We start from the raw sequence: 17,221 nt of genomic DNA, 5'->3' as shown, positions 1-17,221 counted from the left end.
GATCCGGCGCTATCGTCTCGCCATGCCTTACATGGAGCGCTCGGGAGACGTGTTCGTCCTCTACCTCGGAACCGAGGGTGAACGGGACGAGGAGAACGCGTTCAATCCGCGATGGCTCGACGAGGTCGAGGCGCTGCTCGACGAGGTCGAAGCGAGTCAGGGGCCGGCCGCCCTGGTGACCACCGCGGTCGGGAAGTTCTATTCCACCGGCCTCGACACCTCCTGGATCGCGCAGAACATGAGGCAGCTCAATCCGTACATGGATCGCGTGCACGCGCTCTTCGCGCGGGTGCTGACCTTTCCGATGGCGACCGTCGCCGCGATGCCGGGCCACACCTTCGGCGGCGGGGCGATCCTGGCCACCGCACACGACCATCAGGTGATGCGCGGCGACCGGGGGTTCTTCTGCCTGCCGGGCATCACGGTCGGCATCAGCTACACGCGGGGGGTTCTCGAATTGCTGACCGCGCGGCTGCCGGCGCGGGCGGCGCACGCCGCGCTGACGAGCGGTCGCCGCTACGGCGGGACCGAGGCGCTGGCCCACGGACTCGTCGACGAGGTCGCGGCCGGGGACGACGTGCTCGCCAACGCGGTCGGCCGGGCTCAGGGCCTGGTGCACACCCGCGGGCGCACCCTCGGCGAGATCAAGAGCTCGTTGTACGCGGGTGCCGTGGCCGCTCTCCGCATCCCGTCGGCCAGCCTGGAGACGCAGGAAGCGGCGGTGACCGCCGAGCGGTGAGCCGCGGTCAGGCCCAGGGGTTCTCGCGGGCGAAGACGGTCGGGAAGCTCAGCGCCACGCCGTCCTCGTCGGCCAGCCGGCTGAGCACCGTCATCGTGTGGTCGAGGTCGTCGCCGGCGTAGGGGAGTGCGCGCAGCGGCTCCGACAGCGGCCGGAAGAAGTCGTCCCAGTGGATCAGCACCGCGCGCCGGGCGCCGACCTCGCGGACGGTCTCTCGCCAGTAGTCCTCGATGTACCTCTCGGACTGGATGCCGAGCTGCCCCACCCCGAGGTAGGCCACCTCGGCCCGCCTGCCGGCCAGCGCGCCGGGCACGTACCCGGCGCTGCCCTGTACGAGCAGGGACCGCCCGGAGGACGGATGGCCGACGACGATCGACCAGGCCTCGCCGCACCGGTACGCCGACACCCGGGTCGGCGGGACGACCGGCTCGGTGATCTCGCCAGGGTAGCGATCGGGCGGGCAGTGGTGTGACGCGATCATGGCGACCTCGAAGCCGCCGAGCCGCAGGCCGGCCCCGTCGGCGACGACCGCGATGCGATCGGCGGGCAGCCCGTGCCCGCGGCCGATCGAGGCGGTGGACTCGCCACCGACGAGCAGCCCGCCGGTCCGTTCCGCGACGACCGCGGAGTCCAACGCGTGGTCGAAATGCGTGTGCACCGGGATGACCGCGTCGAGTCGGGTGACGGCTGCCCGGGAGAGTGCGGCGTCGATCCGGGCCGGGTCGGGCGCGATCCTGCCCAGCAGCACCCTCGGCAGGCCCGGCCTGGTGAAGAACCCGTCGGTCATGAGCGCGGACGCGCCGTCGTCGATGAGCAGGCTCGCGACGCCGAGAAACGTGACCGCGAGCCCGTCGGTTGCCGGGGAGAGGTCGAATCGATTCGCGTACCGGTTGATGTCGGGGCGCCCGAGCCGCAGTCTCATGGCCGGAACGTTAACCGGAGCCGTAGCCCGGGGCGCGGACTTCGTCCCGACGGGTGCGAACGAATCGGTCGGCGACCATCGGTGCGACGTGATTGCCCTCACAACTGGGCCGGGTCCACCGTGATCGGGCGTCGGCGCGGTCCTCCGCCGAGCCCGGGGGCCGGGGTGACCGCGGCGGTTCGCGTGCCCCGAACAATCCGCAGGTCGGAACCTACTTGCCGGTAGATCTCCAAGCTACTTGTCGGTAGCCAAGCGTTCGCTTGGCCGGTGTGAACTTTGCAAAGTTAGCAACCCCGGTTGAAAACCTAGCCAAGATTGGCATTAGCAACAGGTAGACGGCAGTTTTTGCGTATGTCACTCTCGATAAGTACATACGAAGGGCCTGGCAAGGATGTGAAGCAGTACATCCGTACCGGACCAGCAGATACAAGAGAGTGGAGCCTCGATGTCGACCACCGGCACCCCGAAGACCGCAGCTGAGATCCAGCAGGATTGGGACACCAATCCCCGCTGGAAGGGCGTCACCCGTAACTACACGGCCGAGCAGGTCGTCAAGCTCCAGGGCTCCGTCGTCGAGGAGGCCACCCTGGCCCGCCGTGGCTCGGAGATCCTGTGGGACCTCGTGAACAACGAGGACTACATCAACTCCCTCGGCGCCCTCACCGGCAACCAGGCCGTGCAGCAGGTCCGCGCGGGCCTCAAGGCCATCTACCTCTCCGGCTGGCAGGTCGCCGGTGACGCGAACCTCTCGGGTCACACCTACCCGGACCAGAGCCTCTACCCGGCCAACTCGGTGCCGCAGGTCGTGCGTCGCATCAACAACGCGCTGCTCCGCGCCGACGAGATCGCCAAGGTCGAGGGCGACACCTCCGTCGACAACTGGCTCGCCCCGATCGTCGCGGACGGCGAGGCCGGCTTCGGTGGAGCCCTGAACGTGTACGAGCTGCAGAAGGCCATGATCGCGGCCGGTGTCGCCGGTTCGCACTGGGAGGACCAGCTCGCGTCGGAGAAGAAGTGCGGCCACCTCGGTGGCAAGGTGCTCATCCCGACCCAGCAGCACATCCGCACCCTGACCTCGGCGCGTCTCGCGGCCGACGTCGCGGACGTCCCGACGGTCGTCATCGCGCGCACCGACGCCGAGGCCGCCACCCTGCTCACCTCCGACGTGGACGAGCGTGACCGCCCGTTCCTGGACGGCACCCGCACCGCCGAGGGCTTCTACGGCGTCAAGAACGGCATCGAGCCCTGCATCGCCCGTGCCAAGGCCTACGCCCCGTACGCCGACCTCATCTGGATGGAGACCGGCGTGCCGGACCTCGAGGTCGCCAAGAAGTTCGCCGAGTCCGTCCGCAGCGAGTTCCCGGACCAGCTGCTGGCCTACAACTGCTCCCCGTCCTTCAACTGGAAGGCGCACCTGGACGACGCGACCATCGCGAAGTTCCAGAAGGAGCTCGGCGCGATGGGCTTCAAGTTCCAGTTCATCACCCTCGCCGGCTTCCACTCGCTCAACTACGGCATGTTCGACCTGGCGCACGGCTACGCCCGCGAGGGCATGACCGCCTTCGTCGACCTGCAGGAGCGCGAGTTCAAGGCCGCCGAGGAGCGTGGCTTCACCGCCATCAAGCACCAGCGTGAGGTTGGCGCCGGCTACTTCGACAGCATCGCCACCACGGTCGACCCCAACACGTCCACCGCGGCGCTGAAGGGCTCCACCGAAGAGGGCCAGTTCCACTAGGAACCCCCGCTTCACCTGCACGACCCGTCCCACCCACCGCGGGGCCCACAGCCCGGGCCCCGCGGTGTGGACGACTCCACTAGACGATGAGGAGCTGACGTGACCAGCGAAAAGATTCAGCGCGTCGGCGTGATCGGCGCAGGCATCATGGGCGCCGGAATCGCCGAGGTGTGCGCCCGCGCACATGTCGATGTTCTGGTGTTCGAGCAGACCCGCGAGCTCGCGGCGGCCGGCCGCGCCCGCATCCTGCGGTCGCTGGACCGCGGCGTGAGCAGCGGCAAGATCACCGAGCGCGAGCGGGAGCAGGCCGCCTGGCGGCTGCGCTTCACCTCCGACCTCGGCGACTTCGCCGACCGGCAGCTCGTCGTGGAGGCAGTCCTCGAGGACGAGAAGGTCAAGAGCGCGATCTTCGCCGAGCTCGACCAGGTGGTCACGGACCCGAATGCGGTGCTGGCGTCCAACACCTCCTCGATCCCGATCATGAAGCTGGGCATCGCCACCAAGGCGCCCGAGCGCGTGATCGGCATGCACTTCTTCAACCCGGTGCCCGTGCTGCCGCTCGTCGAGCTGGTCACCACCCTCAAGACCAGTGCGGCGGTCTCCGAGCGGGCCGAGCAGTTCGCCAGCGATGTCCTCGGCAAGCAGGTCGTCCGGTCGGCCGACCGCTCCGGCTTCGTGGTCAACGCGCTGCTGGTGCCGTACTTGCTGTCGGCGATCCGGATGGTCGAGTCCGGTTTCGCGACCAAGGAGGACGTGGACCGCGCGATGGTGCTCGGCTGCAACCACCCGATGGGCCCGCTGGCCCTGACGGACCTCGTCGGCCTCGACACCGTCAAGTCGATCGCGGACTCGATGTACGAGGAGTTCAAGGAGCCGCTCTACTCGGCGCCGCCGCTGCTGCTGCGCATGGTCGAGGCCGGTCTCGTCGGCAAGAAGTCCGGCGCGGGCTTCTACGAATACGGCGACAACGGTCGGAGCACGAAGAAAGCAAGCTAGGTAGCTGCACCAGTACGCACCTTCGGCGCCCGTGGGCCTTTCATTGTTTGTGACAGCAACGCTGTGGCAGTGAGAAAGGCCCACGGGCGCGAAGCGCATCGAGGGAGAGGTCGACACGATGTCCAACAGCGCCGCCACCTACGGCTCCAGCGTCCTGGGATACCCCCGGATCGGGCCCCGACGCGAACTCAAGCGGGCACTCGAGGCGTATTGGCACGGGCAGTCCAGCCAGGCCGAGCTGATCGCAGTGGGCCGTGAGCTCCAGGAGCAGACCTGGAGCGAGCTGGCCGCGACCGGCCTGACGCAGGTCCCCGGTAACACCTTCTCCTACTACGACCACGTGCTGGACAACGCGCTGCTCTTCGGCGCCGTGCCCGGCCGGTTCGCCCCGCTCGAGGGCGAGCTGAACGAACTCGACTTCTACTTCACCATGGCCCGCGGACGGCCCGACTTCCCGCCGCTGGAGCTGGTGCGGTTCATCGACACCAACTACTACTATCGCCAGCCCGAGCTCGACGAGCGCACCGTGTTCACGCTGCGCGCCGACGCGCTGATGGACGAGTTCGAGCGGGCCAAGGCCCGCGGCATCGAGCTGCGTCCGGTGATCCTGGGCCCGCTGTCGCTGCTGCTGCTGTCGAAGGCGAGCGCCGATGCGGCGGACGGCTTCTCGGTTCTCGACCTGCTGGATTCGCTGCTCCCACAGTACGAGGCGCTCTTCGAACTGCTCGCCAAGGCCGGGGCCACCTGCGTCCAGCTCGACGAGCCCGCCTTCACCCAGGACCGCACCCCGGAGGAACTGGCCGCGCTGGACCGGGCGTACACCGCGCTGTCCCATGCGCCGCTGCGGCCGCGGATCCTGGTCACCGGTCCCTACGGGAATCTCGGTGAGGCCCTGCCGATCCTGGCCGCCACCAAGGTGGAGGCGCTCGGTCTCGACCTGGTCTACGGCAAGGTCCCGGCCGACGAGCTCGCGAAGATCCCCGGGCTCAAGCGCAAGCGCCTCTACGCCGGCGTCGTGAACGGCCGGAACGTCTGGCGGGCGGACAACTTCGTCACGCTCACCTACCTGTCCTCGCTCAAGGACGTGATCCCGGACCTCGTGGTCTCGACGTCCTGCTCGCTGATGCACGTGCCCTACGACGTGCTCGCCGAGTGGGACCTCGACGGTGACGTCGCGGACCGGCTCGCCTTCGCGAAGCAGAAGGTCGGCGAGGTGGTCTCGCTGGCCAAGGCGCTCACCGAGGGCCCCTCAGAGCGCTGGCGCAAGAAGCCGACGAAGGTGCATTTCAAGCAGAAGCACGAAGTGCGCCAACGGGTCTACGCCATCAAGGCCGAGGATCGCATCCGGGCGCCGTACGAGAAGCGCAGGCAGGCGCAGCAGCAGAAGCTGAACCTGCCGATGGTCCCGGCGACGACCCTGGGCTCGTTCCCGCAGACCGACGCCGTCCGGCAGGCGCGGTACGAGCTCGGCCAGGGGCGGCTGGAGTGGGCGGACTACGTCAAGCGCATCCAGGCCGAGATCGAGAGCACGATCCGGCTGCAGGAGGACATCGGCCTCGACGTGTTCGTGCACGGCGAGCACGAGCGCAACGACATGATCCAGTACTTCGCCGAGCTGATGGACGGATTCGCGTCCACGCACAACGGCTGGGTCCAGGCGTACGGGTCCCGCTGCGTGCGGCCGCCGATCCTCTACGGCGACGTCCGCAGGCGGGGGCCGATGACGGTCGAGTGGATCGGCTACGCGCAGTCGCTGACCGACAAGCCGGTCAAGGGCATGCTCACGGGCCCGATCACCATGCTGGCGCGCTCCTTCGTCCGGCAGGACCAGCCGCTGCACGAGACCGCCGACCAGTTGGCGCTGGCGATCCGTGACGAGGTGGCCGACCTCGAGGCCGCGGGCATCTCGATCATCCAGGTCGACGAGCCGGCCATCCGGGAGCTGTTGCCGCTGAGGGCCGGTGGGCGCAAGGAGTACCTGGACTGGGCGGTCGACGCGTTCAAGCTGGCGACCGGCGGTGCCAAGCCGGAGACGCAGATCCACACCCACCTGACCTACACCACGCAGAAGTCGGTGGTGGACGCGATCGAGCGGATGGACTGCGACGTGACCGCGATCGTGGCGACCCGCTCGATCACCTGGGTTCTCGACGCCATCAAGGAGCGCAAGCTCACCCACGGCGTGGGACCCGGTGTGTACGAGAGTCGTTCGGCCCGAATCCCGGACATCGACGAGCTCGACGAGCTGCTCACCGAGGCGGCGGAGTCCGTGGAGCTGGACCGACTGTGGGCCAACCCGGACGGCGGCCTCAAGACCCGGCACTACTGGCAGCTCGAGCCCTCGCTGCGGAACCTCGTGGCGGCGGCGCGTCGTCTGCGCCGCCGGGCGGAGAAGGCTGCCTCGGCCGACTAGGGGTGGACGCGACGAAGGCCCCGGATCCGCACGGGTCCGGGGCCTTCCGCGTGCGACGGGAGCGTCAGGATCCGCTGCTTCCCGCGCCGACAGAACCGCTCGAACCCGATTCGGCGGAACCGGCCGCCTCAGGCAGGTCGTCGCCGGTGGAGTCGGGGCGATGGATCCGGACGGTGACGGGCGCCGCGCCGTCGGTCTCGACCGTCACGATCCGGGCTCCGGGCGCCGACGTCACCTGTCCACCCTGCACCTCGGCGACGTATCCGCCAGGGTAGTGCAGGTCGGAGACATAGATCTCGGTCGGGCGGGCCGCGGGGCGAGGTCGGTAGGTGTACTCGAAATCGCCACCCTCCGGGTTGAATCGGAGCTGGACCGGTTGGCCCGCGGTGGCCTGTGGGTAGGTCCGCACCAACTGGCGGCCCACCTCCCCGAGAAACGGGTCGGGGCGGCCGGTCGGCCCGAAGATGCTGCTGTAGTGCCAGTACTGCCATCCGATGAAGCGTGCGTCGGCGCGCGCGAGGGTGCTGGAGAGCACGGTGGGATCGCCGTCGCCGAACTCGGTCACCACGGTCGGGATGCCGGCGCGCGCGGTGAATGCGTCGATATTGCGCCAGGTGTTCTCCTGCTGCAGTTCGCAGCCGGCGCGCAGGGCCTCCGGCAGGCGGAGATAGATCGCGAGCTGACTGGGGATGCAGTAGTCGTGCGGGGCGAAGACGATGTTCGGGTCGCTGATCGCGGGCGTCGCCGGTGGGTTGGCGAGGTTCGTCGGCATCAATTGGTTCCAGGTGACGTTCGGCTCCCAGAACACGGGGACCGTCGGGTTCGCGGCGCGGACGTGATCGGTGAGCTTCTGCATCGCCGCCTGGTACTTCCGGTCGAAGTCCGGGCAGCCGTTCGGGAAACAGGTCAGGAACGGTGTTCCGGGCCACGGTTCGTTCATCAGCTCGATGCCCACCACGCCCGGTTTGTCGTTCACCTTCGCGGCAAGCGCGCCGAGGGCGGTGCCGAGGTGGTCGAGCACGCCGTGGGTGTTGTTCCAGACCTCGTCCCAGCCGAGGTTCATGGTCGGCATCAGGTAGTTCATCGGGAACCCGGGGTTCGGCTCGCCGGGAAGGGGACGCGCCTCGATCGACCAGGCGGGAAAGCCGTTGCCGCCCCAGATGTTCGAGAGTCCGTCCTGGTGGTTGTCGAGCAGGACGTGGATGCCCCGGGCGGCGAGCATGTCGACCGTGCCCGCGATTCGCTCAAGGTACGCGTCGTCGATCCGGCCGCGTTCGGGCATCAGCCCGTCAAACGAGACCCCGAGCCTGACGGTGTTGAACCCGTGTCGGGTGAGCAGGTCTGCGTCCTGATCGGTGATCGTCAGCCCGTCACCCGGATTGAGGTACGGGGCGCTCTTGTCGACGTTGTTCACCCCGTGCAGCAGGACGGTGCGCCCGAACGCGTCGACCAGCGAGCGGCCCTCCGCGTGAACCTGGCTCGCCGGTGGTCTCTCGACTTCGTCGGCGGTGGCGATCGCGGGCGCGGAGGTGACCAGGGTTCCGAGTAAGGCTGTGGCGAAGCCGATCGCCAGCAGTCGGTGCATGTATTGCCTCCGGGGATTCGTACAGCAATATGGACAGTTGTCCAACAGTGCGATCGTAGGGAGACGAGCCGGGCCGCGTGTGGTTTCGATGAACTCGAACCCGAGTCCGGCATCGGCATTGCGCGACACCGGGGATGTCTATAGACATGTAGCCATGCTCATCGTTTCCGCCTACGCGGCACCCCAGGCCGATGCACCACTCGAAAAGGTCAGTATCGAGCGTCGGGACCTGGGTCCGCTCGACGTGCTCATCGAGATCAAGTACGCGGGCATCTGTCATTCGGACATCCACACGGCGCGAAATGAGTGGGGCGGCACCCACTATCCGGTCGTGCCGGGTCACGAGATCGCGGGCGTCGTGGCGGCGGTCGGCTCCGAGGTGACCCGGCACCGGGTCGGGGACCGCGTCGGCGTCGGCTGCTTTGTCGACTCCTGCGGCGCATGCGATGCCTGCGCGTCCGGGGACGAGCAGTACTGCGTCAAACGCGTTGTGCAGACCTACAACTCGCGAATCGGTGATGGTGAGTACACGATGGGCGGGTATTCCACCCACATCGTGGTCACCGAGGGGTTCGTGCTCGCCATCCCGGACGGTCTCGCACTGGACGTCGCCGCGCCGCTGCTCTGCGCGGGCATCACGCTGTACTCGCCTCTGCGGCACTGGGGTGCGGGCCCGGGCAAGCGGGTGGCCATCATCGGCATGGGCGGGCTCGGGCACGTCGGGGTGAAGATCGCGGCCGCGCTCGGCGCGGAGGTGACCGTGCTGAGTCAGACGCTGAGCAAGCAGGACGACGGCCTGCGCTTCGGTGCCCACCACTACCACGCGACGAGCGACCCGGCGACCTTCAAGGCGCTGCGGTCGAGGTTCGACCTGATCCTCAACACCGTCTCGGTGAACCTCGACATCGACCTGTACATGTCGACGCTCGCGATCAACGGGGTGCTGGTGGAGCTCGGCATGCCCGAGAAGCCGATCCGGGTCAGCGGGTTCTCGCTCGCGGCGAACCGTCGCAGCCTCGCCGGATCGATGGTCGGCGGAATCGCGCAGACCCAGGAGATGCTGAACTTCTGCGCCGAACACGGGATCGGCGCGGAGATCGAGGTCATCTCCGCGGACCGCATCAACTCGGCCTACGACCGGGTGGTCCGCAGCGACGTGCGCTACCGCTTCGTCATCGACGCGGCGACCTTCTGATCGCTCCCCGGGCGATGCCACCCGTCTGACTCTGGCAGTGCCACCCGGCGAGGTTCATACTCGGACCAGGCCCGGGTGTGCTCGCGGCATCCGTCCTGGAAGCGCGCCGCGAGCGAGGCCGCCGGGCGCGGCGGGGGCAGAGCGCGGAGGAGTCTGGGGCACATGACACGGCAACTCGAGGGTCACCGGGTGGCGATCCTCGCAACGGACGGGGTCGAGCAGGACGAGCTGATCGAACCGCGGCGCGCGGTCGAGGCGGCGGGCGCCGCGGTGTCGCTGATCTCCCTGGAGCCGGGGGAGATCCAGGCGTACCGCGCGGATGTGCAGCCGGCGGACCGGTTCCCGGTCGACCTGGTGGTCTCGCGCGCGAACGTCGACGACTTCGACGGACTGATCCTGCCGGGCGGCACGATGAACCCCGACCGGCTCCGGGTCGACGACCACGCGGTCGCATTCGTGCGGCACTTCGTGCACATCGGCAAGCCGGTCGGGGCGATCGGGCACGGCCCGTGGATGTTGCTCGAGGCGGACGTCGTCGGCGGGCGGACCCTGACCAGCTGGCCGAGCCTGCGCACCGACATCATCAACGCGGGCGGCAGTCACGTGAACGAGAAGGTCGTCGTGGATCGGAACATGGTGACCAGCCGCGGACCGGCGGACCTGCACTGGTTCTGCGCGGCGATCGTCGGCAAGTTCACCCAGCACCCCGAATCGGTGGGTCAATTCTGACCTTGTCGCGGTCCGTTAGGCGGGCGTAGCGTCGAGTAAAACAGTCGATCCTCGACGCGAGGAGGAATGAGATGATCCGGGATCTGTTCTCCGACATGAGGCTGAACATGTTCTCCGACCAGGTGCGACAGTTCCCCGGGCAGGTGCGCCGGTTCCCCGAGAAACTGAGCCTGTTCTCCGAATGGGTCGGTTACGCCCTCGGTCTCGTCGCGTTGCTCACGTTCGCACTGACGTTGCTCGCTCACGCATCGGGCTTCACCGGCTGGGCGATCGTGGCGGGGCTGGTCTGCGTGGCCTGCCTGCTGATCGGTTCGAGCATCGTGAGCAGCGCCGTGCGCCACGATCGCCGAGTGCACCAGCACACCCCCCGGTTCCCGTTGCCCGGCGGCGACCGCTGGCCCGTGCGCTGACGAGAGCGAAGGACGCCGCCGGCCGAGAGGAGCCACCGATGAGTCTGAATATCTTCGCCGGGTGGGTCGGCTTCGGCTGTGTCCTGCTCACCGCGCTCACCCTGGGGATGTTCCTGGTGGCCGCCGGGTCCGGCCACCCAGGCTGGGCCATCGTCGCCGGTTCGGCCCTGCTGCTGGTGATCGCGACGGCCGTCGTGGTGGTCGGCGGAACCGTCCACCACGACCACAAGCTGAACCGGGACACGCCCCACTTCCCGTAGGGGGCATCGCCGGCGACCGGACCCGGTGCTCAGGACTCGGCGAGCCGGGCCTTCTCCGCGTCGATGTCGAAATCTGCAGGCGGCCAGCTCAACTCGAGTCCCTCGAGTGCATCGATGAGCAGTTCGGTGACCGCCAGCCTGCTGTACCACTTGCGGTCGCAGGGCACCACGTACCAGGGTGCGTGCTCGGTGGAGGTCCGGTCGAGCATGGCCTGGTACGCCTTCTGATAGTCCGGCCAGAAGCCGCGCTCGGTGATGTCGCCCGGATTGAACTTCCAGTACTTGTCGGGCCGCTCGAGCCGTTCGGTCAGGCGGGCCTTCTGTTCCTCCAGCGAGACGAACATCGCCACCTTGATGATCGTCGTGCCGGCCTCGACCAGCTCCCGCTCGAAGGCGTTGATCTCGTCGTAGCGCGGCTCCCACACCTCCGGAGGCACCAGGTTGTGCACCCGGACCACCAGCACGTCCTCGTAGTGGGACCGGTCGAAGACGCCGATCTGCCCCTTCCGGGGCAGCGCCTTGCGGATGCGCCACAGGTAGTCGTGCCGCTTCTCCTCCTCGGTGGGGACGCCGAAGGAGGCGTGGTCGACTCCCTGCGGGTCGACGTGGCCGATCACGTGGCGGAGCATCCCGCCCTTGCCCGCGGTGTCCATGCCCTGCAACACGAGCAGCACCGAGCGGGTGTCGCCGGACCGCCCGTTGGCATAGAGCAGCTCCTGGAGCTCGGACAGCCTGGCGCCGCGTTCCTCGAGCAGCCGCTCGCCCAGCGCCTTGTTGCCGACGAAGCCCGGCGTGCCACCGGTGTCGATATCGGCGACCCGGGTGTCCGGCGTCGCCCGCACTGCCAGGGCGGCGGGGATCTCCCAGTTGCCGTCTGAATCCTTCGGATGCTTGGCCATGTCGTGACTGTAGTCACGGCGCGGGCGAGATCGGCGCTGCTGCCTGCGGCGTTTCGGCCCCGACGGCGATGGTGAGGGCCGTCACATCTGGTTAGTATCACCGTAGGTATCGGATAGTCGAGGACGGACATGGCATCGCAGGCGGCGTTTGCGGACGGCACGGACGGCTTCCGCACCTCGGACGGCGTGTGGCTGGCGGTCACCGACAGCGGGGCGCGGGACGCGGCCGTCACCGTGCTCTTCGCCCACGGCTGGACCCTCGACAGTCGATCGTGGGACGACCTGACCGCGTTGCTCGTCGCTGGTGCCGGGGTCCCGGTCCGGGCCATCGCCGTCGACTGCCGGGGCCACGGCCGCTCCGGTCCCGCGGGGAAAGGCGGCGCCACCCTGGCCCGATACGCGGACGACCTGGCCGAACTGATCGACCGGCGGATCCCGACGGGGAGGGTGGTCCTGGTCGGGCACTCGATGGGTGGAATGGCGATGATGGCGCTCGCCGAACGACACGAGGACCTGGTGCGCAGGCGGGTCGCGGGGGCGGCGTTCCTCGCGACCGCCGCGGGCAGGCTGGACAAGGCAGTGGCGAAGGTGCCCGGACTGCTCTCGGTGCTGCTGCCCCTGGTCGGACTCGGATTCCGGGTGTACCGAGTGCTCCCGGCCGCGCTACGACGTCGCGCGATCGCGTGGCTGCTGTTCGGGCGCGAACCGCGGGCGCTCGACGTCGCCCGGACCGTCGACGAGATGCAGCGCGCCGATCCGCGCAGCATGCACCGGTTCGGCCGCGACATCATGGCCCACGACCGGGCCCACCACCTGTCGCGGTACGAGTCCGCGGCGACGCTGGTCGCGGCCGGTTCGCAGGACAAGCTGTGCCCGCCGACGCACGCGCGCAAGATCGCGAGCCGGCTGCCGTCCTCGACGCTGCTCGTGTATCCGGGCGCCGGTCACCAATTACCGTATGAGTGTGCGGTCGACCTGGCCCCACACCTGATCGACCTGGCGGAACGGGCAGCGTCGTTCGACGTGGACTCCGCGCGGGGGACGGGTGCCGCCGCGCCGATCGCCGACGAGAGCGCGTAGCGCTCACCGACAGGGAGAACGGGGGCGACCGTGACCAGTGATGTCGAGCCAACGCGCGCGGGCAGGTCTGCGACCGCGGTGCACCGGACGCGGGTACTCATCATCGGCGCCGGCTTCTCCGGGATGGGCATGGCCATCCAACTGTTGAAGGCGGGTCGCCCGGACTTCATCGTCCTCGAGAAGGCCGACGAGGTCGGCGGGACCTGGCGGGAGAACACTTATCCCGGGTGCGCCTGCGACGTGCCGACACACATGTACTCGTTCTCGTTCGAGCCGAACCCGGGCTGGTCCAAGGTGTGGTCCGACCAACCGGAGATCTTCGCCTACCTCCGGGGCCTGGCCGACAAGTACGGCCTGCGCGCCAAGACCCACTTCGGCCGCACCACCAACGGCGGGTACTGGGACGAGACCGAGAACCGCTGGCACATCGTCACCGAGGAGGGCGACGAGTACGTCGCGCAGTTCCTCGTCTCCGGTGTGGGAGCCCTGCACGTCCCCAACATCCCCGAGCTGCCGGGGATCGAGGAGTTCGGTGGCGTCGCGTTCCACTCCGCCCGGTGGGACCACGACTACGACCTCACCGGCAAGCGGGTCGCGGTGATCGGCACCGGCGCCAGCGCCGTCCAGTTCGTCCCCGAGATCGTCGACGAGGTGGCGAGCCTGCAGCTCTACCAGCGCACGCCGGCGTGGGTCGTGCCGCGCAAGAACTTCTCGATCGGTACCCGCATGCGCCGGGTCTTCGACCTGGTGCCGCCCGTCAGGAGGGCCTTCCGCAACGGCATCTACTGGGCGTCGGAGGCGCTGGCGCTCGGCCTCAACGGCCACTCGAACCTGATGCGTCCGCTGGAGAAGATCGCGAAGAAGAACATCGCGCGCAGCATCGCCGACCCCGTGCTGCGGCGGAAGTTGACCCCCGACTACCGGATCGGGTGCAAGCGCATCCTGGGCTCGAACGACTACTACCCGGCGCTGGCCAAGCCCAACGTCGAGATCATCACAGAGGGGATCGAGCGGGTCTTCGAGTCGGGAATCGTGGCAGGCGACGGCGTCGTGCGCGAGGTGGACGCCATCATCTACGGGACCGGCTTCCACGTCACCGACGGATACGACAGTGTCAATGTCGCGGGCGTCGGGGGCCGGGAACTGGTGCCGTACTGGAACGAGCACGGCATCCAGACCCACCTCGGCATCACCGCGGCCGGCTACCCGAACGCCTTCTTCCTGCTCGGGCCCAACACCGGACTGGGACACAACTCGGTGGTGTTCATGATCGAGCAGCAGATCCGGTACGTGCTGGCGGCGATGGCACTGGTCGACGACAACGCGGCGGAGGCGATCTCGGTGCGGCAGGAGGTGCAGGACCGATTCAACGCGGACATCCAGGCCAAGCTGTCCAAGGGTGTGTGGACCAACGGCGGCTGCGTCAGCTGGTACCTCGACGCCAAGGGGGTCAACCGCACGATCTGGCCCGGGTTCACCTGGCAGTACTGGCTGCGGACCCGCCGACTCAACCCGTCCGATTTCGAACTGGTCGGGGGCGCCTCGGGGTCAGCGGCCCGCCGCCGCCCCGCTGCCGACGACCCGGCGGTGCAGGTCATCGAGACCACCGGGTGAGGCCCGCGGTTGGGTAAGATCCTGATCATGGATCGGTGACCGACCGGTCCATGAATGCGCCCGCCGATGCGGGCGCATTGTCGTGAGTTCCCGAGCTGCGCCGCCGAAGGAGCCAGGCTTGTGTCGTCGACGCCCACCGAGCTGACACGGCCCGCCGACGCGCTCGCGCAGGCGCCCGCCCGGCGTGGCCGGCCGCCACAGCCGGGGTTGTCCGAGGCCCGCCGGGACCAGATCCTGTCCTCGGCCATCGAGGAGTTCGCCGAGCGCGGCTACGAGGCGACCACCGCGGCGCAGGTGGCCAAGCGCGCGGGGGTGGGGCTCGGCACCGTGTACCGGTACTTCGACAGCAAGCGCGAGATCCTCGACCACGTGATGGACCGCTGCCTGCGGGAACTGATCGACGTCGTCGACGCACCCGCACTGCTGGAACCGCCGGAGACGCTGGAATCGCTGATCGCCCGGATCCGGGCACTCGCGGACGCGCTGTTCGGGCTGGTCGAGGAATCCCCGAACGTCCTGAAGCTGTTGATGGTCGAGGCCAGCGCGATCGAGGACGAGTTCGGCCGCCGGGTGATGCGGGGCGAGCAGGTCTTGGCCGGGCTCGTCGCGGAGGTGCTCGAACACGGAATCCTCGGCGGCTGGCTGCGGAAGGACCTCGACACGGACGCGGTCGGGCACTCGATCATCGCCCTGACCTGGCCCGGTCTGCTCCGCGGGCTGCGGGTCGGCCAATGCGCCGCGGACCGGACTCGGTACACGGACGCGATCGTCGCGCTGGTGTCGTTCGGCCTGCGCCGGCCGGGTGCGGGCGGTCCCGCGACGTGAGCCACGGAGCAGGCGGCGGCCGGACCGCGGGCGGGCGCAGCGCCGAGCGGCGTCGCGAGCTGATCCAGGCGGCCGCGCAGGTGTTCGTCGCGCAGGGCTACGCGAATTGCGGCGTCGCCGACATCGTGGCGGCACTCGGCGTCGGCCACGGAACCTTCTACAACTACTTCACCAGCAAGCGCGATGTGCTCGATGCGGTCGTGGACCGTGGTTTCGAACTGATCCGGGACCGGATCGTCGAGGACGCGCTCGGACGGTCGGCCGACCTCGAGGAGTTCTTCGAGCGCTATCGGCGCATCGTCGATCGGCTGCACGAGCTGGTGCGGCAGGAACCGGAACTGATCCGCTTCGTGGTGTTCGAGGCGCCGTCGATCGATCCGGTGCTGATCGACCGGTTGCTCGGCGTGTTCGGGCAGTTCGGCGACGTCGCCGCGGAGTTCCTCGCCGACGGGGTGCGGCGCGGGGACCTGCACGGTGCCGTCGATCTGGAGGTGGTCGGCGAGGCGATGGGCTCGATCCTGCTCGCCTCCGCGGTGTTCCCGCTGCACGGGCCCGCCACGGCGGAGGACCTGGCGGCACCGCTCGTCGACTTCCTGCGTTCGGGCATCGGGGTCGAGCCGGTCGGGGCGTGACGCGCGCCCGTCAGAGCAGGCCTTCGGTGTCCTTCGTCGAAGAGGTCCAGTGACCCTGCGGGGCGCCGGTGGGAGTATTCCGACGCTACCGGCATGTTCGTCCCCGTCTCGTAATAGAACCCCGGGCACAGGTTCTCGGAGAGTTCACCCCTCCGCGCAACCCCAGCACTTGTGCCCGGTCGACCGAGCCGCCTGCCGGTTTGTCCCCGCCCAGGGACCGCGCCGCGGCACGGTGCAGGCGCCCCAGCGGGCTTTCCGTCCGCTGGGGCGTTTTGCAACATCCATCCGGCGCGTGGAGCCGTATGTAGGTAGTGGCTCTGTAGGGTTGATTGGCCCCACATGACGGAGAAATCTGGCCTCACCCCCTCAGGATTCGGTGGGTGGTGACGGAAAGAATCTTGGCCCCACCCTCCGACACGCCCGGGGCGACCGTTTCCTTCCGATCGCGCTGGCGCCGCAGTCAACCGCCGGCGCCACAGCTCGCCGCCCACTGCGAGTCAATTCGGGTCAGCGGCAACGACGGGGCTGCCCCGGCACCGTGATTGACAGTCATTACTGATCGAGTAGTCGACTACGCGATACAACACGGCGCAACGGCGCAATACTTGGTCAGACGCTGGTGCGATGTGACCATATTTGCCGATGCCCGGAAATCGCTTGCCAGGGGCGCGCGATTGAGGGACAACGAACAGGGGCACAAACGGTGATAGAGGCGATCAAGTTCCCCCTCGAAAGCGGCGGCGAAGTCCTCGTGCGTGTGGACTCTTCCGACCAATACGGAAGGGTGGTAACGCGGGGTGGGCGCGATTACATTCAGGGCGCCATAGAACAAGCAGGACAGAGCTTCGAGTCCGCATTGAGCACAATCCGCTTAGTCGCCGAAGCCGTTCTGAGCCAGTTGACCGACCTTGCCTCCGCACCCGAGGAGGTGCGGGTCGAGTTCGGACTGGAATTGTCAGCGAAGGCCGGCGCGGTGTTAGCAGCGGCCGGAGCCGGCGCACAACTTCGCGTCGCGCTGACCTGGAACAGCAAAGAATCTGTCGGCGCCAAGCACGGGCCCCTGCACGGGGAACCGTCCCCGTCCACGGGTAGTGACCCATGATCGACGGCGTGGTGCATTGCACAGAAGGCCGGGCGCCGACGGGGCTCTCCGGTGTCGATCCCGTCCGCGCAACGGAAATCAAGCA

General features: G+C 68.5%; 16 protein-coding genes. 13 read left to right on the top strand and 3 right to left on the bottom strand.

Annotated features, from left to right (window positions below):
• Positions 1 to 22 precede the first annotated feature (22 nt).
• The gene (locus ACFQS9_RS16105) at positions 23 to 739 is read left to right on the top strand and encodes an enoyl-CoA hydratase/isomerase family protein (protein WP_378406358.1); all 717 of its coding nucleotides are present in this window, start codon (positions 23 to 25) and stop codon (positions 737 to 739) included.
• A 7-nt stretch (positions 740 to 746) separates the two neighbouring features.
• Here the strand turns inward: ACFQS9_RS16105 and ACFQS9_RS16100 are convergent, their stop codons facing one another.
• On the bottom strand, positions 747 to 1,661 hold the full coding sequence (locus ACFQS9_RS16100; RefSeq protein WP_378406357.1) for an MBL fold metallo-hydrolase: 915 nt from the start codon (positions 1,659 to 1,661) through the stop codon (positions 747 to 749).
• A 445-nt stretch (positions 1,662 to 2,106) separates the two neighbouring features.
• Here ACFQS9_RS16100 and aceA point away from each other — a divergent pair, with 445 nt between their 5' ends.
• From aceA to metE, 3 genes are all read left to right on the top strand, one after another.
• A complete protein-coding gene (aceA, locus tag ACFQS9_RS16095) occupies positions 2,107 to 3,396 on the top strand; it encodes an isocitrate lyase (RefSeq protein WP_378406355.1) in 1,290 nt (429 codons plus the stop codon).
• A 99-nt stretch (positions 3,397 to 3,495) separates the two neighbouring features.
• The gene (locus tag ACFQS9_RS16090) at positions 3,496 to 4,392 is read left to right on the top strand and encodes a 3-hydroxybutyryl-CoA dehydrogenase (RefSeq protein WP_378406353.1); all 897 of its coding nucleotides are present in this window, start codon (positions 3,496 to 3,498) and stop codon (positions 4,390 to 4,392) included.
• Between the two features lie 118 nt (positions 4,393 to 4,510).
• The gene (gene metE / locus ACFQS9_RS16085) at positions 4,511 to 6,805 is read left to right on the top strand and encodes a 5-methyltetrahydropteroyltriglutamate--homocysteine S-methyltransferase (RefSeq protein WP_378406351.1); all 2,295 of its coding nucleotides are present in this window, start codon (positions 4,511 to 4,513) and stop codon (positions 6,803 to 6,805) included.
• Between the two features lie 64 nt (positions 6,806 to 6,869).
• On the opposite strand, the gene ACFQS9_RS16080 is transcribed toward metE, so the two are convergent.
• A complete protein-coding gene (locus tag ACFQS9_RS16080; RefSeq protein ID WP_378406349.1) occupies positions 6,870 to 8,390 on the bottom strand; it encodes an endoglycoceramidase I in 1,521 nt (506 codons plus the stop codon).
• A 154-nt stretch (positions 8,391 to 8,544) separates the two neighbouring features.
• Between ACFQS9_RS16080 and ACFQS9_RS16075 the strand changes: the two genes are divergently transcribed.
• The 4 genes from ACFQS9_RS16075 to ACFQS9_RS16060 all read left to right on the top strand — a co-directional run bounded on the left by ACFQS9_RS16075 (position 8,545) and on the right by ACFQS9_RS16060 (position 10,984).
• Positions 8,545 to 9,585 carry an NAD(P)-dependent alcohol dehydrogenase gene (locus ACFQS9_RS16075; protein ID WP_378406347.1) on the top strand — a complete coding sequence of 347 codons (1,041 nt, stop codon included), beginning with the start codon at positions 8,545 to 8,547 and terminating at the stop codon, positions 9,583 to 9,585.
• Positions 9,586 to 9,747: 162 nt separating this feature from the next.
• Positions 9,748 to 10,314, top strand: a complete 567-nt coding sequence (locus ACFQS9_RS16070) for a type 1 glutamine amidotransferase domain-containing protein (RefSeq protein WP_378406345.1) — start codon at positions 9,748 to 9,750, stop codon at positions 10,312 to 10,314.
• A gap of 71 nt (positions 10,315 to 10,385) precedes the next feature.
• Entirely contained in the window at positions 10,386 to 10,724 is a 339-nt protein-coding gene (locus tag ACFQS9_RS16065) for a hypothetical protein (RefSeq protein ID WP_378406343.1), read from the top strand.
• A gap of 38 nt (positions 10,725 to 10,762) precedes the next feature.
• Positions 10,763 to 10,984, top strand: a complete 222-nt coding sequence (locus ACFQS9_RS16060) for a hypothetical protein (protein ID WP_378406341.1) — start codon at positions 10,763 to 10,765, stop codon at positions 10,982 to 10,984.
• A gap of 29 nt (positions 10,985 to 11,013) precedes the next feature.
• On the opposite strand, the gene ACFQS9_RS16055 is transcribed toward ACFQS9_RS16060, so the two are convergent.
• Positions 11,014 to 11,883: a polyphosphate kinase 2 family protein gene (locus ACFQS9_RS16055; RefSeq protein WP_378406339.1), complete on the bottom strand. Its 870-nt coding sequence runs from the start codon at positions 11,881 to 11,883 to the stop codon at positions 11,014 to 11,016.
• A 129-nt stretch (positions 11,884 to 12,012) separates the two neighbouring features.
• Here ACFQS9_RS16055 and ACFQS9_RS16050 point away from each other — a divergent pair, with 129 nt between their 5' ends.
• The 5 genes from ACFQS9_RS16050 to ACFQS9_RS16030 all read left to right on the top strand — a co-directional run bounded on the left by ACFQS9_RS16050 (position 12,013) and on the right by ACFQS9_RS16030 (position 17,136).
• Positions 12,013 to 12,963: an alpha/beta fold hydrolase gene (locus ACFQS9_RS16050; protein ID WP_378406337.1), complete on the top strand. Its 951-nt coding sequence runs from the start codon at positions 12,013 to 12,015 to the stop codon at positions 12,961 to 12,963.
• 30 nt (positions 12,964 to 12,993) lie between these two features.
• Positions 12,994 to 14,577 carry a flavin-containing monooxygenase gene (locus ACFQS9_RS16045; RefSeq protein ID WP_378406335.1) on the top strand — a complete coding sequence of 528 codons (1,584 nt, stop codon included), beginning with the start codon at positions 12,994 to 12,996 and terminating at the stop codon, positions 14,575 to 14,577.
• Between the two features lie 120 nt (positions 14,578 to 14,697).
• On the top strand, positions 14,698 to 15,402 hold the full coding sequence (locus tag ACFQS9_RS16040) for a TetR/AcrR family transcriptional regulator (protein ID WP_378406333.1): 705 nt from the start codon (positions 14,698 to 14,700) through the stop codon (positions 15,400 to 15,402).
• The gene (locus tag ACFQS9_RS16035) at positions 15,399 to 16,034 is read left to right on the top strand and encodes a TetR/AcrR family transcriptional regulator (RefSeq protein WP_378406331.1); all 636 of its coding nucleotides are present in this window, start codon (positions 15,399 to 15,401) and stop codon (positions 16,032 to 16,034) included. Before ACFQS9_RS16040 ends, ACFQS9_RS16035 begins: the two co-directional genes overlap by 4 nt.
• A gap of 703 nt (positions 16,035 to 16,737) precedes the next feature.
• Complete coding sequence (locus tag ACFQS9_RS16030; RefSeq protein WP_378406329.1) at positions 16,738 to 17,136, top strand: CU044_2847 family protein; 399 nt, start codon at positions 16,738 to 16,740, stop codon at positions 17,134 to 17,136.
• Positions 17,137 to 17,221: the final 85 nt, after the last annotated feature.

It is taken from the genome of Rhodococcus daqingensis, assembly GCF_042665615.1.
Taxonomy (GTDB): Bacteria; Actinomycetota; Actinomycetes; order Mycobacteriales; family Mycobacteriaceae; genus Rhodococcus_G; species Rhodococcus_G daqingensis.
Note: the sequence above shows the minus strand (reverse complement) of the source record. Positions and strands in the feature narration are given on the sequence as shown.